Annotated in this window: 15 protein-coding genes; 9 read left to right on the forward strand and 6 right to left on the reverse strand. The window is 67.8% G+C overall.

Translation table 11 applies throughout. The features are described from left to right. Nucleotide 1: 1 nt before the first annotated feature. Nucleotides 2–640, forward strand: a complete 639-nt coding sequence (maiA, locus tag QZH52_RS12900; RefSeq protein WP_301809945.1) for a maleylacetoacetate isomerase — start codon at nt 2–4, stop codon at nt 638–640. A gap of 2 nt (nt 641–642) precedes the next feature. Then, nucleotides 643–1,392: a peptidoglycan editing factor PgeF gene (pgeF, locus tag QZH52_RS12905; protein WP_301809394.1), complete on the forward strand. Its 750-nt coding sequence runs from the start codon at nt 643–645 to the stop codon at nt 1,390–1,392. Here pgeF and QZH52_RS12910 read toward each other — a convergent pair. Beyond that, on the reverse strand, nt 1,324–1,632 hold the full coding sequence (locus tag QZH52_RS12910) for a hypothetical protein (protein WP_301809397.1): 309 nt from the start codon (nt 1,630–1,632) through the stop codon (nt 1,324–1,326). The genes pgeF and QZH52_RS12910 overlap by 69 nt on opposite strands. A gap of 103 nt (nt 1,633–1,735) precedes the next feature. Between QZH52_RS12910 and phaC the strand changes: the two genes are divergently transcribed. From phaC to QZH52_RS12930, 4 genes are all read left to right on the forward strand, one after another. Further along, nucleotides 1,736–3,466 (forward strand): class I poly(R)-hydroxyalkanoic acid synthase, encoded by a 1,731-nt coding sequence (gene phaC, locus QZH52_RS12915; protein WP_301809400.1) that lies wholly within the window; start codon nt 1,736–1,738, stop codon nt 3,464–3,466. 46 nt (nt 3,467–3,512) lie between these two features. Beyond that, nucleotides 3,513–4,691, forward strand: a complete 1,179-nt coding sequence (locus QZH52_RS12920; RefSeq protein WP_286524276.1) for an acetyl-CoA C-acetyltransferase — start codon at nt 3,513–3,515, stop codon at nt 4,689–4,691. 5 nt (nt 4,692–4,696) lie between these two features. Continuing rightward, complete coding sequence (locus tag QZH52_RS12925) at nt 4,697–5,374, forward strand: RraA family protein (RefSeq protein WP_286532891.1); 678 nt, start codon at nt 4,697–4,699, stop codon at nt 5,372–5,374. Nucleotides 5,375–5,508: 134 nt separating this feature from the next. Further along, nucleotides 5,509–6,495, forward strand: a complete 987-nt coding sequence (locus tag QZH52_RS12930; RefSeq protein WP_301809949.1) for a tripartite tricarboxylate transporter substrate-binding protein — start codon at nt 5,509–5,511, stop codon at nt 6,493–6,495. Here QZH52_RS12930 and QZH52_RS12935 read toward each other — a convergent pair whose 3' ends face one another. Genes QZH52_RS12935 through QZH52_RS12955 form a run of 5 tightly spaced genes read right to left on the reverse strand, consistent with a single transcriptional unit; the run spans nt 6,496 to nt 11,442 of the window. Then, on the reverse strand, nt 6,496–7,371 hold the full coding sequence (locus tag QZH52_RS12935; RefSeq protein WP_301809405.1) for an endonuclease/exonuclease/phosphatase family protein: 876 nt from the start codon (nt 7,369–7,371) through the stop codon (nt 6,496–6,498). Then, nucleotides 7,368–8,201, reverse strand: a complete 834-nt coding sequence (locus tag QZH52_RS12940; RefSeq protein ID WP_436411577.1) for a carbohydrate ABC transporter permease — start codon at nt 8,199–8,201, stop codon at nt 7,368–7,370. Before QZH52_RS12940 ends, QZH52_RS12935 begins: the two co-directional genes overlap by 4 nt. After that, on the reverse strand, nt 8,198–9,097 hold the full coding sequence (locus QZH52_RS12945) for a carbohydrate ABC transporter permease (protein ID WP_301809408.1): 900 nt from the start codon (nt 9,095–9,097) through the stop codon (nt 8,198–8,200). Before QZH52_RS12945 ends, QZH52_RS12940 begins: the two co-directional genes overlap by 4 nt. After that, nucleotides 9,094–10,398, reverse strand: a complete 1,305-nt coding sequence (locus QZH52_RS12950; RefSeq protein ID WP_301809410.1) for an ABC transporter substrate-binding protein — start codon at nt 10,396–10,398, stop codon at nt 9,094–9,096. Before QZH52_RS12950 ends, QZH52_RS12945 begins: the two co-directional genes overlap by 4 nt. A 27-nt stretch (nt 10,399–10,425) precedes the next feature. After that, a complete protein-coding gene (locus tag QZH52_RS12955; protein ID WP_301809412.1) occupies nt 10,426–11,442 on the reverse strand; it encodes an ABC transporter ATP-binding protein in 1,017 nt (338 codons plus the stop codon). Between the two features lie 132 nt (nt 11,443–11,574). Between QZH52_RS12955 and phbB the strand changes: the two genes are divergently transcribed. The 3 genes from phbB to QZH52_RS12970 all read left to right on the forward strand — a co-directional run bounded on the left by phbB (nt 11,575) and on the right by QZH52_RS12970 (nt 15,508). After that, on the forward strand, nt 11,575–12,312 hold the full coding sequence (gene phbB, locus QZH52_RS12960; protein WP_301809414.1) for an acetoacetyl-CoA reductase: 738 nt from the start codon (nt 11,575–11,577) through the stop codon (nt 12,310–12,312). Between the two features lie 117 nt (nt 12,313–12,429). Next, nucleotides 12,430–13,779: a dicarboxylate/amino acid:cation symporter gene (locus QZH52_RS12965; protein ID WP_301809417.1), complete on the forward strand. Its 1,350-nt coding sequence runs from the start codon at nt 12,430–12,432 to the stop codon at nt 13,777–13,779. 37 nt (nt 13,780–13,816) lie between these two features. Next, a complete protein-coding gene (locus QZH52_RS12970) occupies nt 13,817–15,508 on the forward strand; it encodes a cation:proton antiporter domain-containing protein (protein WP_301809420.1) in 1,692 nt (563 codons plus the stop codon). Nucleotides 15,509–15,513: the final 5 nt, after the last annotated feature.

Below are 15,513 nucleotides of genomic sequence, written 5' to 3' on the forward strand. Positions count from 1 at the left end.
GATGAAGCTGCACAACTATTTCCGCTCCTCCGCGTCCTTCCGGGTGCGCATCGCGCTGAACCTCAAGGGCCTCGACTACGAGTACATCCCGGTGCACATCGCTCGCGGCGAGCACAAGACCGGCCCGTTCGCGGCGATCTCGCCCGACATGCTGGTGCCCCTGCTCGAGGACGACGGCGAGCGCTTCACGCAGTCGATGGCGATCATCGAATACCTGGACGAAATCCAGCCCGAGCCGCCGCTGCTGCCGCACGACCCGGTCGGCCGGGCCCGCGTCCGGGCGCTGTCGGAGTCGATCGCCTGCGAGATCCATCCGCTCAACAACCTGCGCGTGCTCAAGTACCTGGTGCGCGAACTCAAGCTCGACGACGACGCCAAGAACGGCTGGTACCGCCACTGGGTGCGCGAAGGCATGCTGGCCTTCGAGCGCCAGCTGGCCCTGCACCCCGCGAGCACGTACTGCTTCGGCGACGCCCCCACCATGGCCGACTGCTGCCTGGTGCCGCAGGTCTTCAACGGCCAGCGCTTCGACTGCGACTTCAGCGGCCTGCCGCGCACCATGGCGGCCTTCGAGGCCTGCATGCAGCTCGATGCCTTCCAGCGGGCCCAGCCTTCGCGCTGTCCCGACGCCGAAGCGTGAGCATGTCCGACTGGCTGGTGCCCGACTGGCCGCTGCCCGCCGGCGTGCGGGCGCTCTGCAGCACGCGCGAGGGCGGGGTCTCGGCGGGTGCCTGCCAGAGCCTCAACCTGGGCGACCATGTCGGCGACGACCCGGCCAGCGTGCGGACCAACCGGGCCCGGCTCGAAGCAGCGCTCGGCGCGCACCCGGTGTTCCTGCAGCAGGTGCACGGTACCGAGTTGCTGGCGCTCGACAGCCGGACGGCCGACGGCGCTGCCGCCGACGCCTGCACCACGGTCGAGCCCGGCGTCGCCTGCACGGTCATGGTCGCCGACTGCCTGCCGGTGCTGTTCACCGATATGGCAGGCCGGCGCGTGGCGGCCGCGCATGCGGGCTGGCGCGGACTGGCCGCGGGCGTGCTCGAACGGACGGTTGCCGCCTTCGAGGGCGAGGGCGGCGCGCCGGCGCTCATGGCCTGGCTCGGGCCTTGCATCGGCCCGGACGCCTTCGAGGTCGGCGATGAAGTGCGCGCGGCCTTCGTCGCCGGTTCACCGGCGGCGAGCCGGTGCTTCCGCCCCGCCGGAACCCCGGGCAAGTGGATGGCCGACCTGGTCGGCCTGGCGCGCCAGCGGCTGCAGGCTGCCGGCGTCGCGCGGCTTCATGGCAACGACGGCAGCGAAGCCTGGTGCACGGTGCACAACCCGTTACGTTTTTTCTCGCACCGGCGCGACGGGGCCAGCGGTCGCTTCGCCGCCTGCATCTGGCGCCTCTGAATGGCCCCTGGCTGCCTGCGCGTGCGCTCGTACGGCAGCCTCGCGCTCGGCCGCCTCGCGGGCCTTGAGCGCCCTGCGGCGGGCCGGCGTGGACATCAGGTAAACCACCAGTGCCACTGGCAAAAGGCCGTAGAGTACAAAGGTAACGATCGCGCCGAGCACGGTGCCGGTGGTGTTGGTGGCTTCCGCAATGGCCATCATCAGGGCCACGTAGAGCCAGGCGATCACGACGAGGTGCATAGATGATGTTTTCAGGCAGGTATGGCGGGCCGCGCTGGTGGGGCCCTGGCGAATACAGCATACTCAAAACCCGTATGCACGAGGCGAGGCAGAAGGAGACATCATGAAACACGCACAGGCCACCGGGGCCGAGACTTTCGCGCCCTTCCAGCAGGCGCTCACGCAGGGGTGGGAGAAAGCCCTCGAGTCCTTCCAGTCGCTCGGTGCCCAGGGAACGGCCTCGGCCGGCGCCCCCTGGAGCCAGATGCCCAAGCTGTCGTTCTCGGGCGAGAAGCTGCGCCAGCTGCAGGAGCAGTACGTCAGCGAAGCCAGCGCGCTCTGGCAGAACGGCTTCGCGGCGCAGGCCGGCGCCGACAAGCGCTTCGCCGGCGCGGCCTGGGGCGGCAATCCGGTCTCGTCTTTCTCGGCCGCCATCTACCTGCTGAACGCCCGCACTCTCATGGGCATGGCGGATGCAGTCGAAGCCGACGCCAAGACCCGTTCGCGCCTTCGCTTCGCGGTCGAGCAATGGATGGCGGCTTCGGCGCCGAGCAACTACCTGGCCTTCAACGCCGAAGCCCAGAAGAAGGCGCTCGAGACCCAGGGCGAGAGCATCGCCAAGGGCATCCAGAACCTGCTCCACGACCTGCAGCAGGGCCATGTCAGCATGACCGACGAAAGCGCCTTCGAGGTCGGCCGAAATGTGGGCACCACCGAAGGCGCGGTGGTGTTCGAGAACGACCTGTTCCAGCTGCTCGAGTACAAGCCGCTGACCGCCAAGGTCTACGAGCGGCCGCTGCTGCTGGTGCCGCCGTGCATCAACAAGTTCTACATCCTCGATCTGCAGCCCGAGAATTCGCTGATCCGCTATGCGGTCGAGCAGGGCCACCGCGTCTTCGTCGTGAGCTGGCGCAACCCCGATGCGTCCATGGCGCACTACACCTGGGACCAGTACATCGAGGACGCCGCCATCAAGGCGATCCATGTCACCCAGGAGATCACCGGCCAGGACAAGCCGGGCGGCAAGATCGACACCCTCGGCTTCTGCGTCGGGGGCACCATCCTGAGCACCGCGCTGGCCGTGCTGGCGGCGCGCGGCGAGCAGCCGGCGGCCTCGGTCACCTTGCTGACCACCTTGCTCAACTTCACCGACACCGGGGTGCTCGACATCTTCATCGACGAGCACTTCGTCAAGTTCCGCGAAATGCAGATGGGGCAGGGCGGGCTGCTGCAGGGCGGCGAGCTGGCGTCCACCTTCAGCTTCCTGCGGCCCAACGACCTGGTCTGGAACTACGTGGTGGGCAACTACCTGAAGGGCGAGACGCCTCCGCCCTTCGACCTGCTCTACTGGAACAGCGACGCCACCAACCTGCCGGGCCCGATGTACTGCTGGTATCTCCGCAACACCTATCACGAGAACAAGCTCGCCGTGCCGGGCGCGCTCACCGTGGCGGGCGAGCAGGTCGACCTCGGGGCCATCGAGGCGCCGGTCTACATCTATGGCTCGCGCGAGGACCACATCGTGCCGATCGGCGGCGCCTATGCCTCGACCCAGGTGCTCAAGGGCAAGAAGCGCTTCGTCATGGGCGCTTCCGGCCATATCGCCGGCGTGATCAATCCGCCGGCGAAGAAAAAGCGCAGCCACTGGACCCGCGCCGACGGCAAGCTGCCGGCGACGCAGGCCGAATGGCTGGCCGGCGCGACCGAGCATCCCGGCAGCTGGTGGACCGACTGGTCCGACTGGCTGAAGACCCACGCGGGCAAGCAGATCGCTGCCCCCAAGGCTTATGGCAAAGGCAGCGCCTACAAGGCGAGCGAGCCGGCGCCGGGCCGCTATGTCAAGGCGAAAGCCTGAGCTTCACTTTTTCCGTCATTTCAATCCACGCATCGGAGAGCACACCATGGAAGACATCGTCATCGTTTCAGCCGCACGTACCGCCGTGGGCAAGTTCGGCGGATCGCTGGGCAGCATCCCGGCCACCGAACTCGGTGCCATCGTGATCAAGGAATTGCTGGCGCGCGCCAAGGTCGGCAGCGACCAGATCGGCGAAGTCATCATGGGCCAGGTGCTGACCGCGGGCAGCGGCCAGAATCCGGCGCGTCAGGCGCTGCTCAAGAGCGGCATCGCCAAGGAGACGCCGGCGCTGACCATCAACGCCGTCTGCGGCTCGGGCCTCAAGGCCGTGATGCTGGCGGCGCAGGCCGTTGCCACGGGCGACAGCGAGATCGTGATCGCCGGCGGCCAGGAGAGCATGAGCATGGCGCCGCACGTGCTGCCGAACTCGCGCAACGGCCAGCGCATGGGCGACTGGAAGCTTGTCGACTCGATGATCATCGACGGCCTGTGGGACGTCTACAACCAGTACCACATGGGCATCACGGCCGAGAACGTGGCCAAGAAGTACGACATCAGCCGTGCCGCGCAGGACGAGCTCGCGCTCGGCAGCCAGACCAAGGCCGCGGCGGCGCAGGACGCCGGCAAGTTCAAGGACGAGATCGTCGCCGTCAACATTCCGCAGAAGAAGGGCGACCCGATCGTCTTCGACAAGGACGAGTTCATCAACCGCAAGAGCACCGCCGAGGTCCTGGCTGCGCTGCGCCCGGCCTTCGACAAGGCCGGCGGCGTGACGGCCGGCAATGCCTCGGGCCTGAACGACGGCGCCGCCGCCGTGATGGTCATGACCGCCAAGAAGGCCGCCGCGCTGGGCCTGAAGCCGCTCGGACGCATCGCCAGCTATGCCAGCACCGGCCTCGACCCGGCCTTCATGGGCATGGGCCCGGTGCCGGCGTCGCAGAAGGCGCTGCAGCGCGCCGGCTGGAAGCCGCAGGACCTCGACGTGCTCGAGATCAACGAGGCCTTCGCGGCCCAGGCCTGCGCGGTGAACCGCGAGATGGGCTGGGACATCAACAAGGTCAACGTGAACGGCGGCGCGATCGCCATCGGCCACCCGATCGGCGCGTCCGGCTGCCGCATCCTGGTGACGCTGCTGCACGAGATGCAGCGGCAGAACGCCAAGAAGGGCATCGCCTCGCTGTGCATCGGCGGCGGCATGGGCGTGGCCCTGACGATCGAGCGCTGAGCGTCTTGGACGACGCGCAGCTCTTTCGCCAGATCCGCGACGAGCTGTTCGTCGCCGCGGTGGGCGACGTGCTGGACACCATGGGTTTCCAGCACCAGTTCCTGCCGGCCGGCATTGCGCCGCTCGAGAAATCGATGCGCATCGTCGGCCGTGCCATGCCGGTGCTCGAGGCCGATGTCGTCAACGACGGCACGCGCTCGGCCGGGCCCCTGTCGGGCAAGCCCTTCGGCCTGATGCTGGAGGCGCTCGACGACCTGAAGCCGGGCGAGATCTACATCGCCACCGGGGCCTCGCTGCGCTATGCCCTGTGGGGCGGCTTGATGTCGACCCGGGCGCAGCACCTGAAGGCGGCGGGCGCGATCCTCGACGGCTACGTGCGGGACGCCGGCGAGATCGAGCGGCTCGGCTTCGACGTCTTCTGCCGCGGCACCTATGCGCAGGACCAGGGCGTGCGCGGCCAGGTCATCGACTACCGCTGCACGATCGAGATCGAGGGCGTGCGGATCGCGCCCGGCGACCTGCTGTTCGGCGACCGCGAGGGCGTGCTGGTGATCCCGCGCGCGGTCGAGCGCGAGGCGGTGGCCAAGGCCCTGGACAAGGTCCGCACCGAGAACAAGGTGGCCGATGCGATCCGCGGCGGCATGAGCGCCTGCGAGGCGCTGGCGACTTTCGGCGTGATGTGAGCGCCGGGCAGGGTGCGATCTGCGCATTCCTGCACAGGGTTTCCGAAAACCGAAGCCCGCCTTCCGAATTCGCCGATTGCGCGATCCCGGCGCAGCGTCGACCATGCCCGTTCCACTCGGGAGACAACATGGAAATGAAGCTGAAGGCGCTGATCGGCGTCACCCTGGGCGCTGCCCTGGCCACCCTCCAGGCACCGGCCGCCGCGCAGGCCCCCTGGCCCGACAAGCCCGTCACGATGGTGGTGCCCTATTCGGCCGGCGGGCCCACCGACGTGGTCGCGCGCATGCTGGCAATCCCCATGGGCAAGTCGCTGGGCCAGACCGTCATCGTCGAGAACACGGTCGGCGCCGGCGGCACCATCGCGCCCGCGCGCGTGGCGCGGGCGGCACCGAACGGCTACACCATCCTGATCCATCACATGGGCATGGCGACCGCGCCGGCGCTCTACAAGAAGCTGTCGTACGACCCGCTGAAAGACTTCGAGTACGTCGGGCAGGTGCTCGACGTGCCGATGACGCTGCTGTCGCGCAAGGATTTTCCGGCCAACAACTTTCAGGAACTGCTGGCCTACGTCAAGGCCAACAAGGACAAGGTGTCGCTGGCCAACGCCGGCATCGGCGCGGTCTCGCAGCTCTGCGGCCTGCTGTTCACGAGCCAGATCGGGGTCGAGCTGACCACCGTGCCCTACAAGGGCGCCGGGCCGGCGCTCAACGACCTGATGGGCGGCCAAGTCGACCTGCTGTGCGACCAGACCACGCAAACCGCCCCGGTGATCAAGGAGGGCAACCGGGTCAAGGTGTTCGGCGTGACGACGCCCCAGCGCCTGTCGAGCCTGCCGAACATCCCGACGCTCGACGAGCAGGGCCTGAAGGGCTTCGACGTGCGCGTCTGGCACGGCGTCTATGCGCCGAAGGGCACGCCGCCGGCGGTGATCGACAAGATCAATGCCGCTCTGCGCGTGGCGCTGCAGGACCCGGTGGTCAAGCAGCGCCTGGCCGACCTGAGCTCGGAGATCGTGCCGATGGACAAGGTCACGCCCGAGGCGCTGCGCAGCCATTTGACGGCCGAGGTCGCCAAGTGGGGCAAGGTGATCCGGGCCGCGGGCATCCAGGGGGAGTGATCAGTCCCCGAGTTCGATCACGACCGGCTGATGGTCGGAGGCCTGCGTCTGCAGGTCGACCTCGACCTTTCGCACCCGCGGCGCCAGCGAATCGCTCACGAAGACGAAGTCGCAGGCGACCGGGTCGGGCCCATAGGTGCGGTCGAAGAGGCGGAAGGTCGGGTCCTGCGGCCGCTCGGGGTGGGCCAGCGGCCAGGCATCCTGCAGGCGTCTTGCGGGCGTGCCCCCGGCCGGCAGCGCCGGGTCGACGAAGGCCTGCACGATCTCGTCGTAGGCCGGGTCGCTCGCCGCCATGTTGAAGTCGCCGCACAGGATCGCCTGCGGCGTGTGCGTCTTTGCTTGGAAAGGCGAGACTTCGCGCGGGTCGACGGGTGGCGCCGCGGCCTGCTCGCAGGCCTCCAGATGCAGCGCGCGCAAAGCCCGGGCCTGGGCCAGGCGCTGGCTCGGCGAGTAGTACTCCAGGTGGGTGGTCATCACGCGCAGCGTGCCCAGCTCGGAGCTGGTGAGCGTGACCACGGTGCACATGCGCGGCATGCTGCTCACGGTCGGATCGGCAGGCCAGGGCAGGACGTGGTGCGAGACGCGCGACACCGGCAGCCGGGTGGCGATCAGGTTGCCGAATCGCATCGGCCGGCCGTCGGCGCCGAACTCGTCGACCGCGGCGCCGAAGAACAGCCGGAATCCCGGCAGCAGGGCCTGCAGTTCGGCCGGCTGGTCGCCGGGCTGGCCCGGCATGCCTTCGAAGCCCGAGGCGATCTCCTGCAGGCACAGCACGTCGAAGTCGGCCATCGCGCGCGCGCCGTCGACGATCCGCCGCGGACTGACGGCGTCGTCGAGGCCGCGGCACCATTGGGTGTTCCAGGTCACGAGTTTCATTTGATGCCGGCCCTCATGAAGCTCTGCACGAACTGCCGCTGGAAAAGCAGGAAAGCGATCAGCAGCGGCGCCGAGGTCATCAGTGTGGCGGCCGTGATGACTGACCAGTCGACGCCCTGGTCGACCGACGAGAACACCTGCAGGCCCACGGTCAGCGGCCGCGCGTTGACGCTGTTGGTGATGATCAGCGGCCAGAGGAAATTATTCCAGTGGAAGCTCACCGACACCAGCGCGAAGGCGGTGTAGACCGGCCGGGCGAGCGGCACGTAGACCCGCCACAGCGTCTGCAGCGCGCTGGCGCCCTCGACCCGCGCGGCCTCGTCGAGCTCCTTCGGAATGCCCATGAAGGTCTGGCGCAACAGGAAGATCGCGAAGGCCGAGGCGAAGTAGGGCAGGCCGATGGCCAACAGGGTGTCGACCAGGCCGAGTTTCGCCATCGTCTTGTAGTTTTCGACCAGCAGGATGTCCGGCATGATCATCAACTGCACCAGCACCAGGGCGAAGGCGATGCCGCGGCCCTTGAACCGGTAGCGCGCGAAGGCATAGGCTGCGAGCGTGCCCAGCACCAGTTGCACCACCAGCACCATCGACACCAGCAGCGTGGTGTTGAGGAAGTAGCGCGCGAACGGCGCGGCCTCCCAGGCGCGGCGGAAGTTGTCGAGCGTGAGCGGCGCCGCGAGCGCGAAGCGGGTCGAGAATTCGGCCGGGTGGAAGGCGGTCCAGACCGCGTAGGCCAGCGGCAGGATCCACAGCAGCGCGAGCAGCCAGGCAGCCAGGGTGTCGAGCAGCGTCGGCTCGTTGTAGGCCAGCCGTTGGGCAGGGGCGCTCACTTGTAGTGCACCTTGCGGTCGAGCACGAAGAACTGGAACAGCGCGATGCCGGCCAGCACCACCACCAGCACCACCGTGATCGCCGAGGCGTAGGCCGTGTCCCAGAAGCTGAAGCCCACTTCGTACAGGTGGTAGAGCAGCAGGATCGAGGCGTTGTCGGGCCCGCCGCGGGTCAGCACGAACAGGTGGTCGACCATCCGGAAGGCGTTAATGAAGGCATTCACCAGCACGAACAGCGTGGTCGGCATCAGCAGCGGCCATTGCACCCGGCGGAAAAAATACCAGCGCGAGGCGCCTTCGATCGCCGCCGCCTCGCGAAGGCTCGGATTGAGGGTCTGCAGCGCCGCCAGGTAGAAGATCATGAAGAAGCCCGCTTCCTTCCAGATCGCCACCAGCGTGACGGCGCCGAGTGCCGTCGTCGGGCTGCCCAGCCAGTTGTGCGAGGGCAGGCCCAGCGCGCCGGTGATCTGCTCGAGCAGGCCGTATTGCGGGGTGTAGAAGAACAGCCAGATGTTGGCCACCGCGATCATCGGCAGCACCGTCGGCGTGAAGTAGGCCATGCGCAGGAAGGCGCGGCCGGCGATGCGCTCGTTGACCCACAGCGCCATCACCAGTGCCAGCGCGATCGACACCGGAATGGTCGCGCCCGCGAACCAGAGGTTGTTGCGCACCGCCTTCCAGAACACCGGGTCGCCGACCATGACCTGGTAGTTCTCGAGCCCGACCCAGACGCCGGCGCGGCTGCCCTTGGGCGTGGAATAAAAGCTGTCGACCAGCGTCGACACGGCCGGCCAGTGCGTGAACGCGACCAGCAGCACCAGCGCCGGCAACAGCAGCAGCCAGGCGTGCACCGCCTCGCGGGTGGCGCTGCTGCCGGCGGCGGTGCCTTGCCTCACTTGGATGCGCGCAGGATCCGGTCGGCCTCGCGCTGCGCATCCTGCATGGCCTGCGCCGGCGTCTTGCTGCCGGTCAGCGCGGCCTGCAGGCCATCGTTGAGCGCCTTGGTCACGCGCTGGTTGTCGTGGGTGGAGAACTCGGCGACCGACACCGGCAGCTGGTCGCGCGCCACCAGTGCGGCGGGGAAGTCGCGGCCGTACTTGCGCAGCGTGTCGGTCTCGTAGGCGGCCGGCGAGACGGCGACGTAGCCGGTGTCCATGCTCCATTGCGCAGCCCGCTCGGGCTGGGTGATCCACTTGACGAACTTGAAGGCGGCATCCTGCTGCGCCGGCGTCGACTTCTTGAAGATGTAGAAGTTGCCGCCGCCGGTGGGCGAGCCCTTGCGCTTGTTGCCCGGGATCATGCCGACGCCGAAGTCGAACTTGGCGTTGGCCTTGATGTTGGTCAGGTTGCCGGTGGTGGTGTAGATGATGGCGGCCTTCTTCTCGAAGAAGTCCTTGGGCGTGGTGCCCCACTCGACCACGCCGGGCGGGTGGATGCCGGCCTTGCCGAGGTCGACCCAGTACTGCAGGGCCTCGATCACCTTGGGATCGTCGAACTTCACGGCGGTGCCAGCCTCGTTGGCGAGGATGGCGTCGTTCGGCGTCGTCAGGGTCTGGAACAGCCAGTAGGGGAAGCCGCTCGACGGGATCTGCACCCCCCATTGCGTGACCTTGCCGCTGGCGTCCTTCCTGGTCAGCTTGGTGGCGGCGTCTTTCAGCTCGGCCCAGGTGGCCGGCGGCTTGTTCGGGTCGAGGCCGGCTTCCTTGAACAGTTCCTTGTTCCAGTACATGACCACGGTCGAGCGCTGGAACGGAATGCCCCAGGTCTTGCCGCCGGTCTGGCTGTTCATCATGAAGGCCTTGTAGAAGCCGCCCAGCCAGGCCTTGTCGTCCGCCGTCTTCACGAAGTCGTCGAAGGGCACGATCGCCTCCTCGTCGATCAGCGTGAACATGTCGGTCGACAGCAGCACCGAGGTGACTGGCGGCGTGCCCGACTTGTGCGCGGTCAGGGCCTTGACGATGGTCTCCTGGTAGGTGCCGGCGTAGATCGGCGAGACCTTCACGCCCGGGTTTTCCTTCATGAAGCCGGCCGCGAAGCCGTCGATGGTCTTGGCGATCGGGCCGCCGACCGCCACCGGGTAGTAGAACTGGAGTTCCACCGGTGCCTGGGCGTGGACCAGGCCGGTGCCGGCGGCGAACAGGCCGCCAGCGGCCAGCAGGGGCAGGGCCAGGCCCCGGACGAAAGTCTTGCGTTTCATGGTCTTCTTCTTCCTCGGGAGTGAAATTCAGTCGATGCGGTGGCCGGCGGCATCGAAACCGTGGCTGTCTTCGGGCGCCCAGTGCAGGCCGACCTGGTCGCCCGGCGCGGCCTCGCAGCCGCCGGCCGTGCGCACCAGCAGCACCTGGCTGCCGATCGCGCAGCGCAGCACCAGGTCGGCGCCCAGATATTCGAGGCCCTGCACCGTGGCCGGGATGCCGCGCGGAGCGAACGTGATGGCTTCGGGCCGGACGCCGAGCATCGCGGCGTCATGGCCGGTGGCGACCTCGCTGCCGGCGATGCGGCCGCCTTCCAGCGCCACCAGGTTCATGGCCGGGGTGCCGATGAAGCGGGCCGCGAAGGTGGTGGCGGGGCGGGCGTAGAGCGTGCGCGGCAGGCCGGCCTGCTCGATGCGGCCGCGGTTCAGCAGCACCACCTGGTCGGCCATGCTCATGGCCTCGGTCTGGTCGTGGGTGACGTAGACCACCGTCAGCCCCAGCTGGCGCTGCAGTTCGCGCAGCTCGCGCCGCATGTCCTGGCGCAATTGGGCGTCCAGGTTGGACAGCGGTTCATCCATGAGACAGACCTTGGCCTGCGCCACCAGCGCCCGGCCCAGGGCCACCCGCTGCTGCTGGCCGCCCGAGAGCTGCGAGGGCTTGCGATCGAGCAGGGCGTCGAGGCCGAGCAGGGCGGCGACCTCGCGCAGCCGGCGCGCGCTTTCGGCGGCCGGCGTCTTTCGCACCGACAGGCCGAAGCCGATGTTCTCGGCCACGCTCAGATGCGGAAAGAGGGCGTAGTTCTGGAACACCATCGCGATCCCGCGCTGGGCCGGCGGCAGGGCGGTGACGTCGCGGCCATCGATGACCACCCGGCCTCGCGTGGCAGTCTCCAGTCCGGCCAGGATCCGCAGCGTGGTCGACTTGCCGCAGCCGGACGGGCCGAGCAGCACGCAGAATGAGCCGGGTTCGATCTGCAGGTTGACCGACTGCAGGGCGGTGGCGTCGCCCCATGATTTGGCGATGTCGATCAGCTCGATGGAGGACATCGACTCAGTATATGGACGGCTTGTGACACCCGGTTGCATTGAGGGGTCAGTGTTTTCCTCATCGGGCGGGCTCCAAAAACTTCGATAAAGTGGTCAACGCCTGTTCAGGCTCGCAAATACCAAGGAAACTTCATGAGCAAAAAAGTCGCATACGTCACCGGGGGCATGGGGGGCATCGGAACGGCCATTTGCCAGCGCCTGGCCAAGGACGGGTTCACCGTCATCGCCGGCTGCGGCCCCACCCGCGATCACGCCAAATGGCTGGCGGAGCAGAAGGCCGAGGGCTACGAGTTCCATGCCTCGGTCGGCAACGTCGGAGACTGGCAGTCCACGGTCGAGGCCTTCACCAAAGCCAAGGCCGAGCACGGCAGCATCGACGTCCTGGTCAACAACGCGGGTATCACGCGCGACCGGATGTTCCTCAAGATGACGCCGGAAGACTGGAGCTCGGTGATCGAGACCAACCTCAACAGCATGTTCAACGTCACCAAGCAGGTGGTCGGCGACATGGTCGAAAAGGGCTGGGGCCGGATCATCAACATCAGCTCGGTCAACGGCGCCAAAGGCCAGGCCGGGCAGACCAACTATTCGGCCGCCAAGGCCGGCATGCACGGCTTCACGATGGCGCTGGCACAGGAGCTCGCCGCCAAGGGGGTGACCGTCAACACCGTCAGCCCGGGCTACATCGGCACCGACATGGTGAAGGCGATCCGCCAGGAAGTGCTCGACAAGATCATCGCCACCATTCCCGTCAAGCGCCTCGGCGAGCCGAGCGAGATCGCATCCATCATCGCGTGGCTGGCGACCGACGAAGGCGGCTACTCCACCGGGGCCGACTTCTCGGTCAATGGTGGGCTCCACATGCACTGAGGCGCCGCCACGGAAGACGCTGCGAAAAAACCCGCCACGGCGGGTTTTTTCATGTGCGCGGCGCGTGCGCCGGTTCCTGTCTCCCATTCCAAACACACCACATCTGGAGATCACCGCATGACACCCACACCGATGCCAGCCACCCTGCCAGCGAAGCCCCCCATCTACAAGTCCCTCTATGTCCAGGTCATCACCGCGGTGATCATCGGCGTGCTGCTCGGCCACTTCTACCCCGCGCTCGGCGAATCGATGAAGCCGCTGGGCGACGGCTTCATCAAGCTGATCAAGATGATGATCGCGCCGATCATCTTCTGCACTGTGGTGGTCGGCATCGCGGGCATGGAGGACATGAAGAAGGTCGGCAAGACCGGCGGGCTGGCGCTGCTGTACTTCGAGATCGTGAGCAGCATCGCGTTGGTGGTCGGGCTGGTGCTGGTCAACCTGCTCAAGCCGGGCGCCGGCATGAACATCGATCCGGCTTCGCTGGACACCCGGGCGCTGGCGGCCTACACCGGACCGGGCAAGATGGAGGGTACGGTCGACTTCCTGATGCACGTCATCCCGAATACCCTGGTCGATGCCTTCGCCAAGGGCGAGATCCTGCAGGTGCTGCTGATCGCGGTGCTGTTCGGCTTCGCGCTGCACCGCTTCGGCGGCCGTGGCACGCTGGTGTTCGATGTCATCGAAAAGGGCTCTCACGTGCTTTTCGTGATCGTCAACTACATCATGAAGCTGGCCCCCATCGGTGCCTTCGGCGCGATGGCCTTCACGATCGGCAAGTACGGCATCGGCTCGCTGTTCTCCCTCGGCAAGCTGATGGGCACCTTCTACCTGACCTGCCTGCTGTTCATCTTCGTGGTGCTCGGCGCGATCGCCCGGCTGCACGGATTCAGCATCTGGAAGTTCATCAAGTACATCAAGGAAGAACTGCTGATCGTGCTGGGCACCTCGTCGTCCGAGTCGGTGCTGCCGCGGATGATGGAGAAGATGGAGAACCTGGGTGCCAACAAGACCACCGTCGGCCTGGTGATCCCGACCGGCTACTCGTTCAACCTCGACGGCACCTCCATCTATTTGACGATGGCGGCAGTTTTCATCGCCCAGGCGACCAATACGCCGATGACGCTGATGCAGGAGATCACGCTGCTCGGTGTGCTGCTGCTGACCTCGAAGGGCGCCGCGGGCGTCACCGGCAGCGGCTTCATCGTGCTGGCGGCCACGCTGTCGGCGGTCGGCCATGTGCCGGTGGCGGGCCTGGCGCTGATTCTCGGCATCGACCGCTTCATGTCGGAGGCACGGGCGCTGACCAACCTGATCGGCAATGGCGTCGCCACCCTGGTGGTCGCCAAATGGACCGACGCGCTGGACATGGAGCGCCTGCAGGCCGGGCTCAACAACGAGACCTGGATCGAGGCTCAGGAGCCCGAGGTGCTGATCAACGCCCGTACAGAAAAGATGGCCTCGTGAACTCGCCGGGGGTGTCGTTCTTGCAGAATGCAAGCCGATGCCCCACAGCGTTTCACTGATCAACACCATCGCCGCCGGCCTCGGCCTGGCGCTGGTGCTCGGCTTCCTGGCGACGCGGCTGCGGCTGCCGGCGCTGGTCGGCTACCTGCTGGCGGGCGTGATCATCGGGCCGTTCACCCCCGGCTTCGTCGCCGACGCCGGCATCGCCGCCCAGCTCGCCGAGATCGGCGTGATGCTGCTGATGTTCGGCGTCGGCCTTCATTTCTCGCTCGACGACCTGCTGGCCGTGCGCAAGGTCGCGCTGCCGGGCGCGCTGGTGCAGATGGCGGTGGCGACGCTGTTCGGTGCCGGGCTCGCCAGCTGGTGGGGCTGGAGTCCGGGCGGGGCGCTGGTGTTCGGGCTGGCGCTCTCGGTGGCCAGCACGGTGGTGCTGCTGCGCGCGCTCGAGAGCCTGGGCATCCTGGAGACCTTCACCGGCCGGATCGCGGTCGGCTGGCTGGTGGTGGAAGACCTGGCGATGGTGCTGGTGCTGGTGCTGCTGCCGCCGCTCGCGGGCGCGCTCGGCGGTGCCGCGCCGGTCGACACCGGCCCGCCGGTCTGGCAGACGCTGGGCCTCACGCTGCTGCAGGTCGGCGGCTTCGTGCTGCTGATGCTGGTGGTCGGCCGGCGGCTGTTCCCGTGGATCCTGTGGCAGGTGGCGCGCACCAATTCGCGCGAGCTCTTCACGCTCTGCGTGGTGGCGGCCGCGGTCAGCATCGCCTTCGCCTCGGCGGCGCTGTTCGGCGTGTCGTTCGCGCTGGGCGCCTTCTTCGCCGGCGTGGTGATGCGAGAGTCCGAGTTCAGCCACCGCGCCGCCCAGGAGTCGCTGCCGCTGCGCGATGCCTTCGCGGTGCTGTTCTTCGTCTCGGTCGGCATGCTGTTCGACCCGGCGGTGCTGATCGAGCGGCCGTTGCAGGTGCTGGCGGTGGTGCTGGTGATCGTGGTCGGCAAGTCGGTCGCGGCCTGTGCCCTGGTGCTGCTGCTGCGCTACCCGCTGGGCACCGCGCTCACGGTCAGCGCCAGCCTGGCCCAGATCGGCGAGTTCTCCTTCATCCTGGCGGCGCTCGGCGGCTCGCTCGGGCTGCTGCCGCCCGAGGGCCAGAGCCTGCTGCTGGCCGGGGCGCTGATCTCGATCGCCAGCAATCCGCTCTGGTTCAGCCTGATCGGGCCGGTGCAGCAGTGGCTGCACGCGCATTCGTCCTTCGCGCGCGGGCTGGCGTCGCGCGACGATCCGCTGGCCGAGCTGCCGATGCACACCGAGGCCAGGTACCTCTCGCGCCAAGTGGTGCTGGTGGGCTACGGCCGCGTCGGCCGGCGCATCGCGGCCGCGCTGGCGGCGCACGACATTCCGTTCGTGGTGGCCGAGCAGAACCGCGCCATCGTGGAGCAGCTGCGCGGCGAGGGCATGGCGGCGGTGTGGGGCGATGCGGCCGATCCCGCGGTGCTGATCCAGGCCCACATCGCGCGCGCCCGGGTGCTGGTGATCGCCACCGCGGATGCGATCAACGTGCGTCAGATGATCGAGGCGGCGCGGACCCTGAATCCGTCGATCGAGACCGTGATCCGAAGCCACAACGAGGACGAGGCACGCCTCCTGACCCAGCAGGACGCGGTCACGGTCTGCCTGGGCGAGCAGGAACTGGCGCAGGCGATGGCCCGCACCGTGCTGCTGCGCGCGGCCGGCACCTGAGCTCG

It is taken from the genome of Variovorax ginsengisoli (assembly GCF_030486595.1).
GTDB lineage: Bacteria > Pseudomonadota > Gammaproteobacteria > Burkholderiales > Burkholderiaceae_C > Variovorax > Variovorax ginsengisoli_B.

What these genes read in the sequence shown, in the direction of transcription:
- QZH52_RS12910 (WP_301809397.1), bottom strand. Translation starts at nt 1,632, where the DNA reads ATGCACCTCGTCGTGATCGCCTGGCTCTACGTGGCCCTGATGATGGCC.
- QZH52_RS12970 (WP_301809420.1), top strand. Translation starts at nt 13,817, where the DNA reads ATGCCCCACAGCGTTTCACTGATCAACACCATCGCCGCCGGCCTCGGC.
- phaC (WP_301809400.1), top strand. Translation starts at nt 1,736, where the DNA reads ATGAAACACGCACAGGCCACCGGGGCCGAGACTTTCGCGCCCTTCCAG.
- QZH52_RS12965 (WP_301809417.1), top strand. Translation starts at nt 12,430, where the DNA reads ATGACACCCACACCGATGCCAGCCACCCTGCCAGCGAAGCCCCCCATC.
- QZH52_RS12950 (WP_301809410.1), bottom strand. Translation starts at nt 10,398, where the DNA reads ATGAAACGCAAGACTTTCGTCCGGGGCCTGGCCCTGCCCCTGCTGGCC.
- QZH52_RS12955 (WP_301809412.1), bottom strand. Translation starts at nt 11,442, where the DNA reads ATGTCCTCCATCGAGCTGATCGACATCGCCAAATCATGGGGCGACGCC.
- phbB (WP_301809414.1), top strand. Translation starts at nt 11,575, where the DNA reads ATGAGCAAAAAAGTCGCATACGTCACCGGGGGCATGGGGGGCATCGGA.
- QZH52_RS12920 (WP_286524276.1), top strand. Translation starts at nt 3,513, where the DNA reads ATGGAAGACATCGTCATCGTTTCAGCCGCACGTACCGCCGTGGGCAAG.
- QZH52_RS12935 (WP_301809405.1), bottom strand. Translation starts at nt 7,371, where the DNA reads ATGAAACTCGTGACCTGGAACACCCAATGGTGCCGCGGCCTCGACGAC.
- pgeF (WP_301809394.1), top strand. Translation starts at nt 643, where the DNA reads ATGTCCGACTGGCTGGTGCCCGACTGGCCGCTGCCCGCCGGCGTGCGG.
- maiA (WP_301809945.1), top strand. Translation starts at nt 2, where the DNA reads ATGAAGCTGCACAACTATTTCCGCTCCTCCGCGTCCTTCCGGGTGCGC.
- QZH52_RS12930 (WP_301809949.1), top strand. Translation starts at nt 5,509, where the DNA reads ATGAAGCTGAAGGCGCTGATCGGCGTCACCCTGGGCGCTGCCCTGGCC.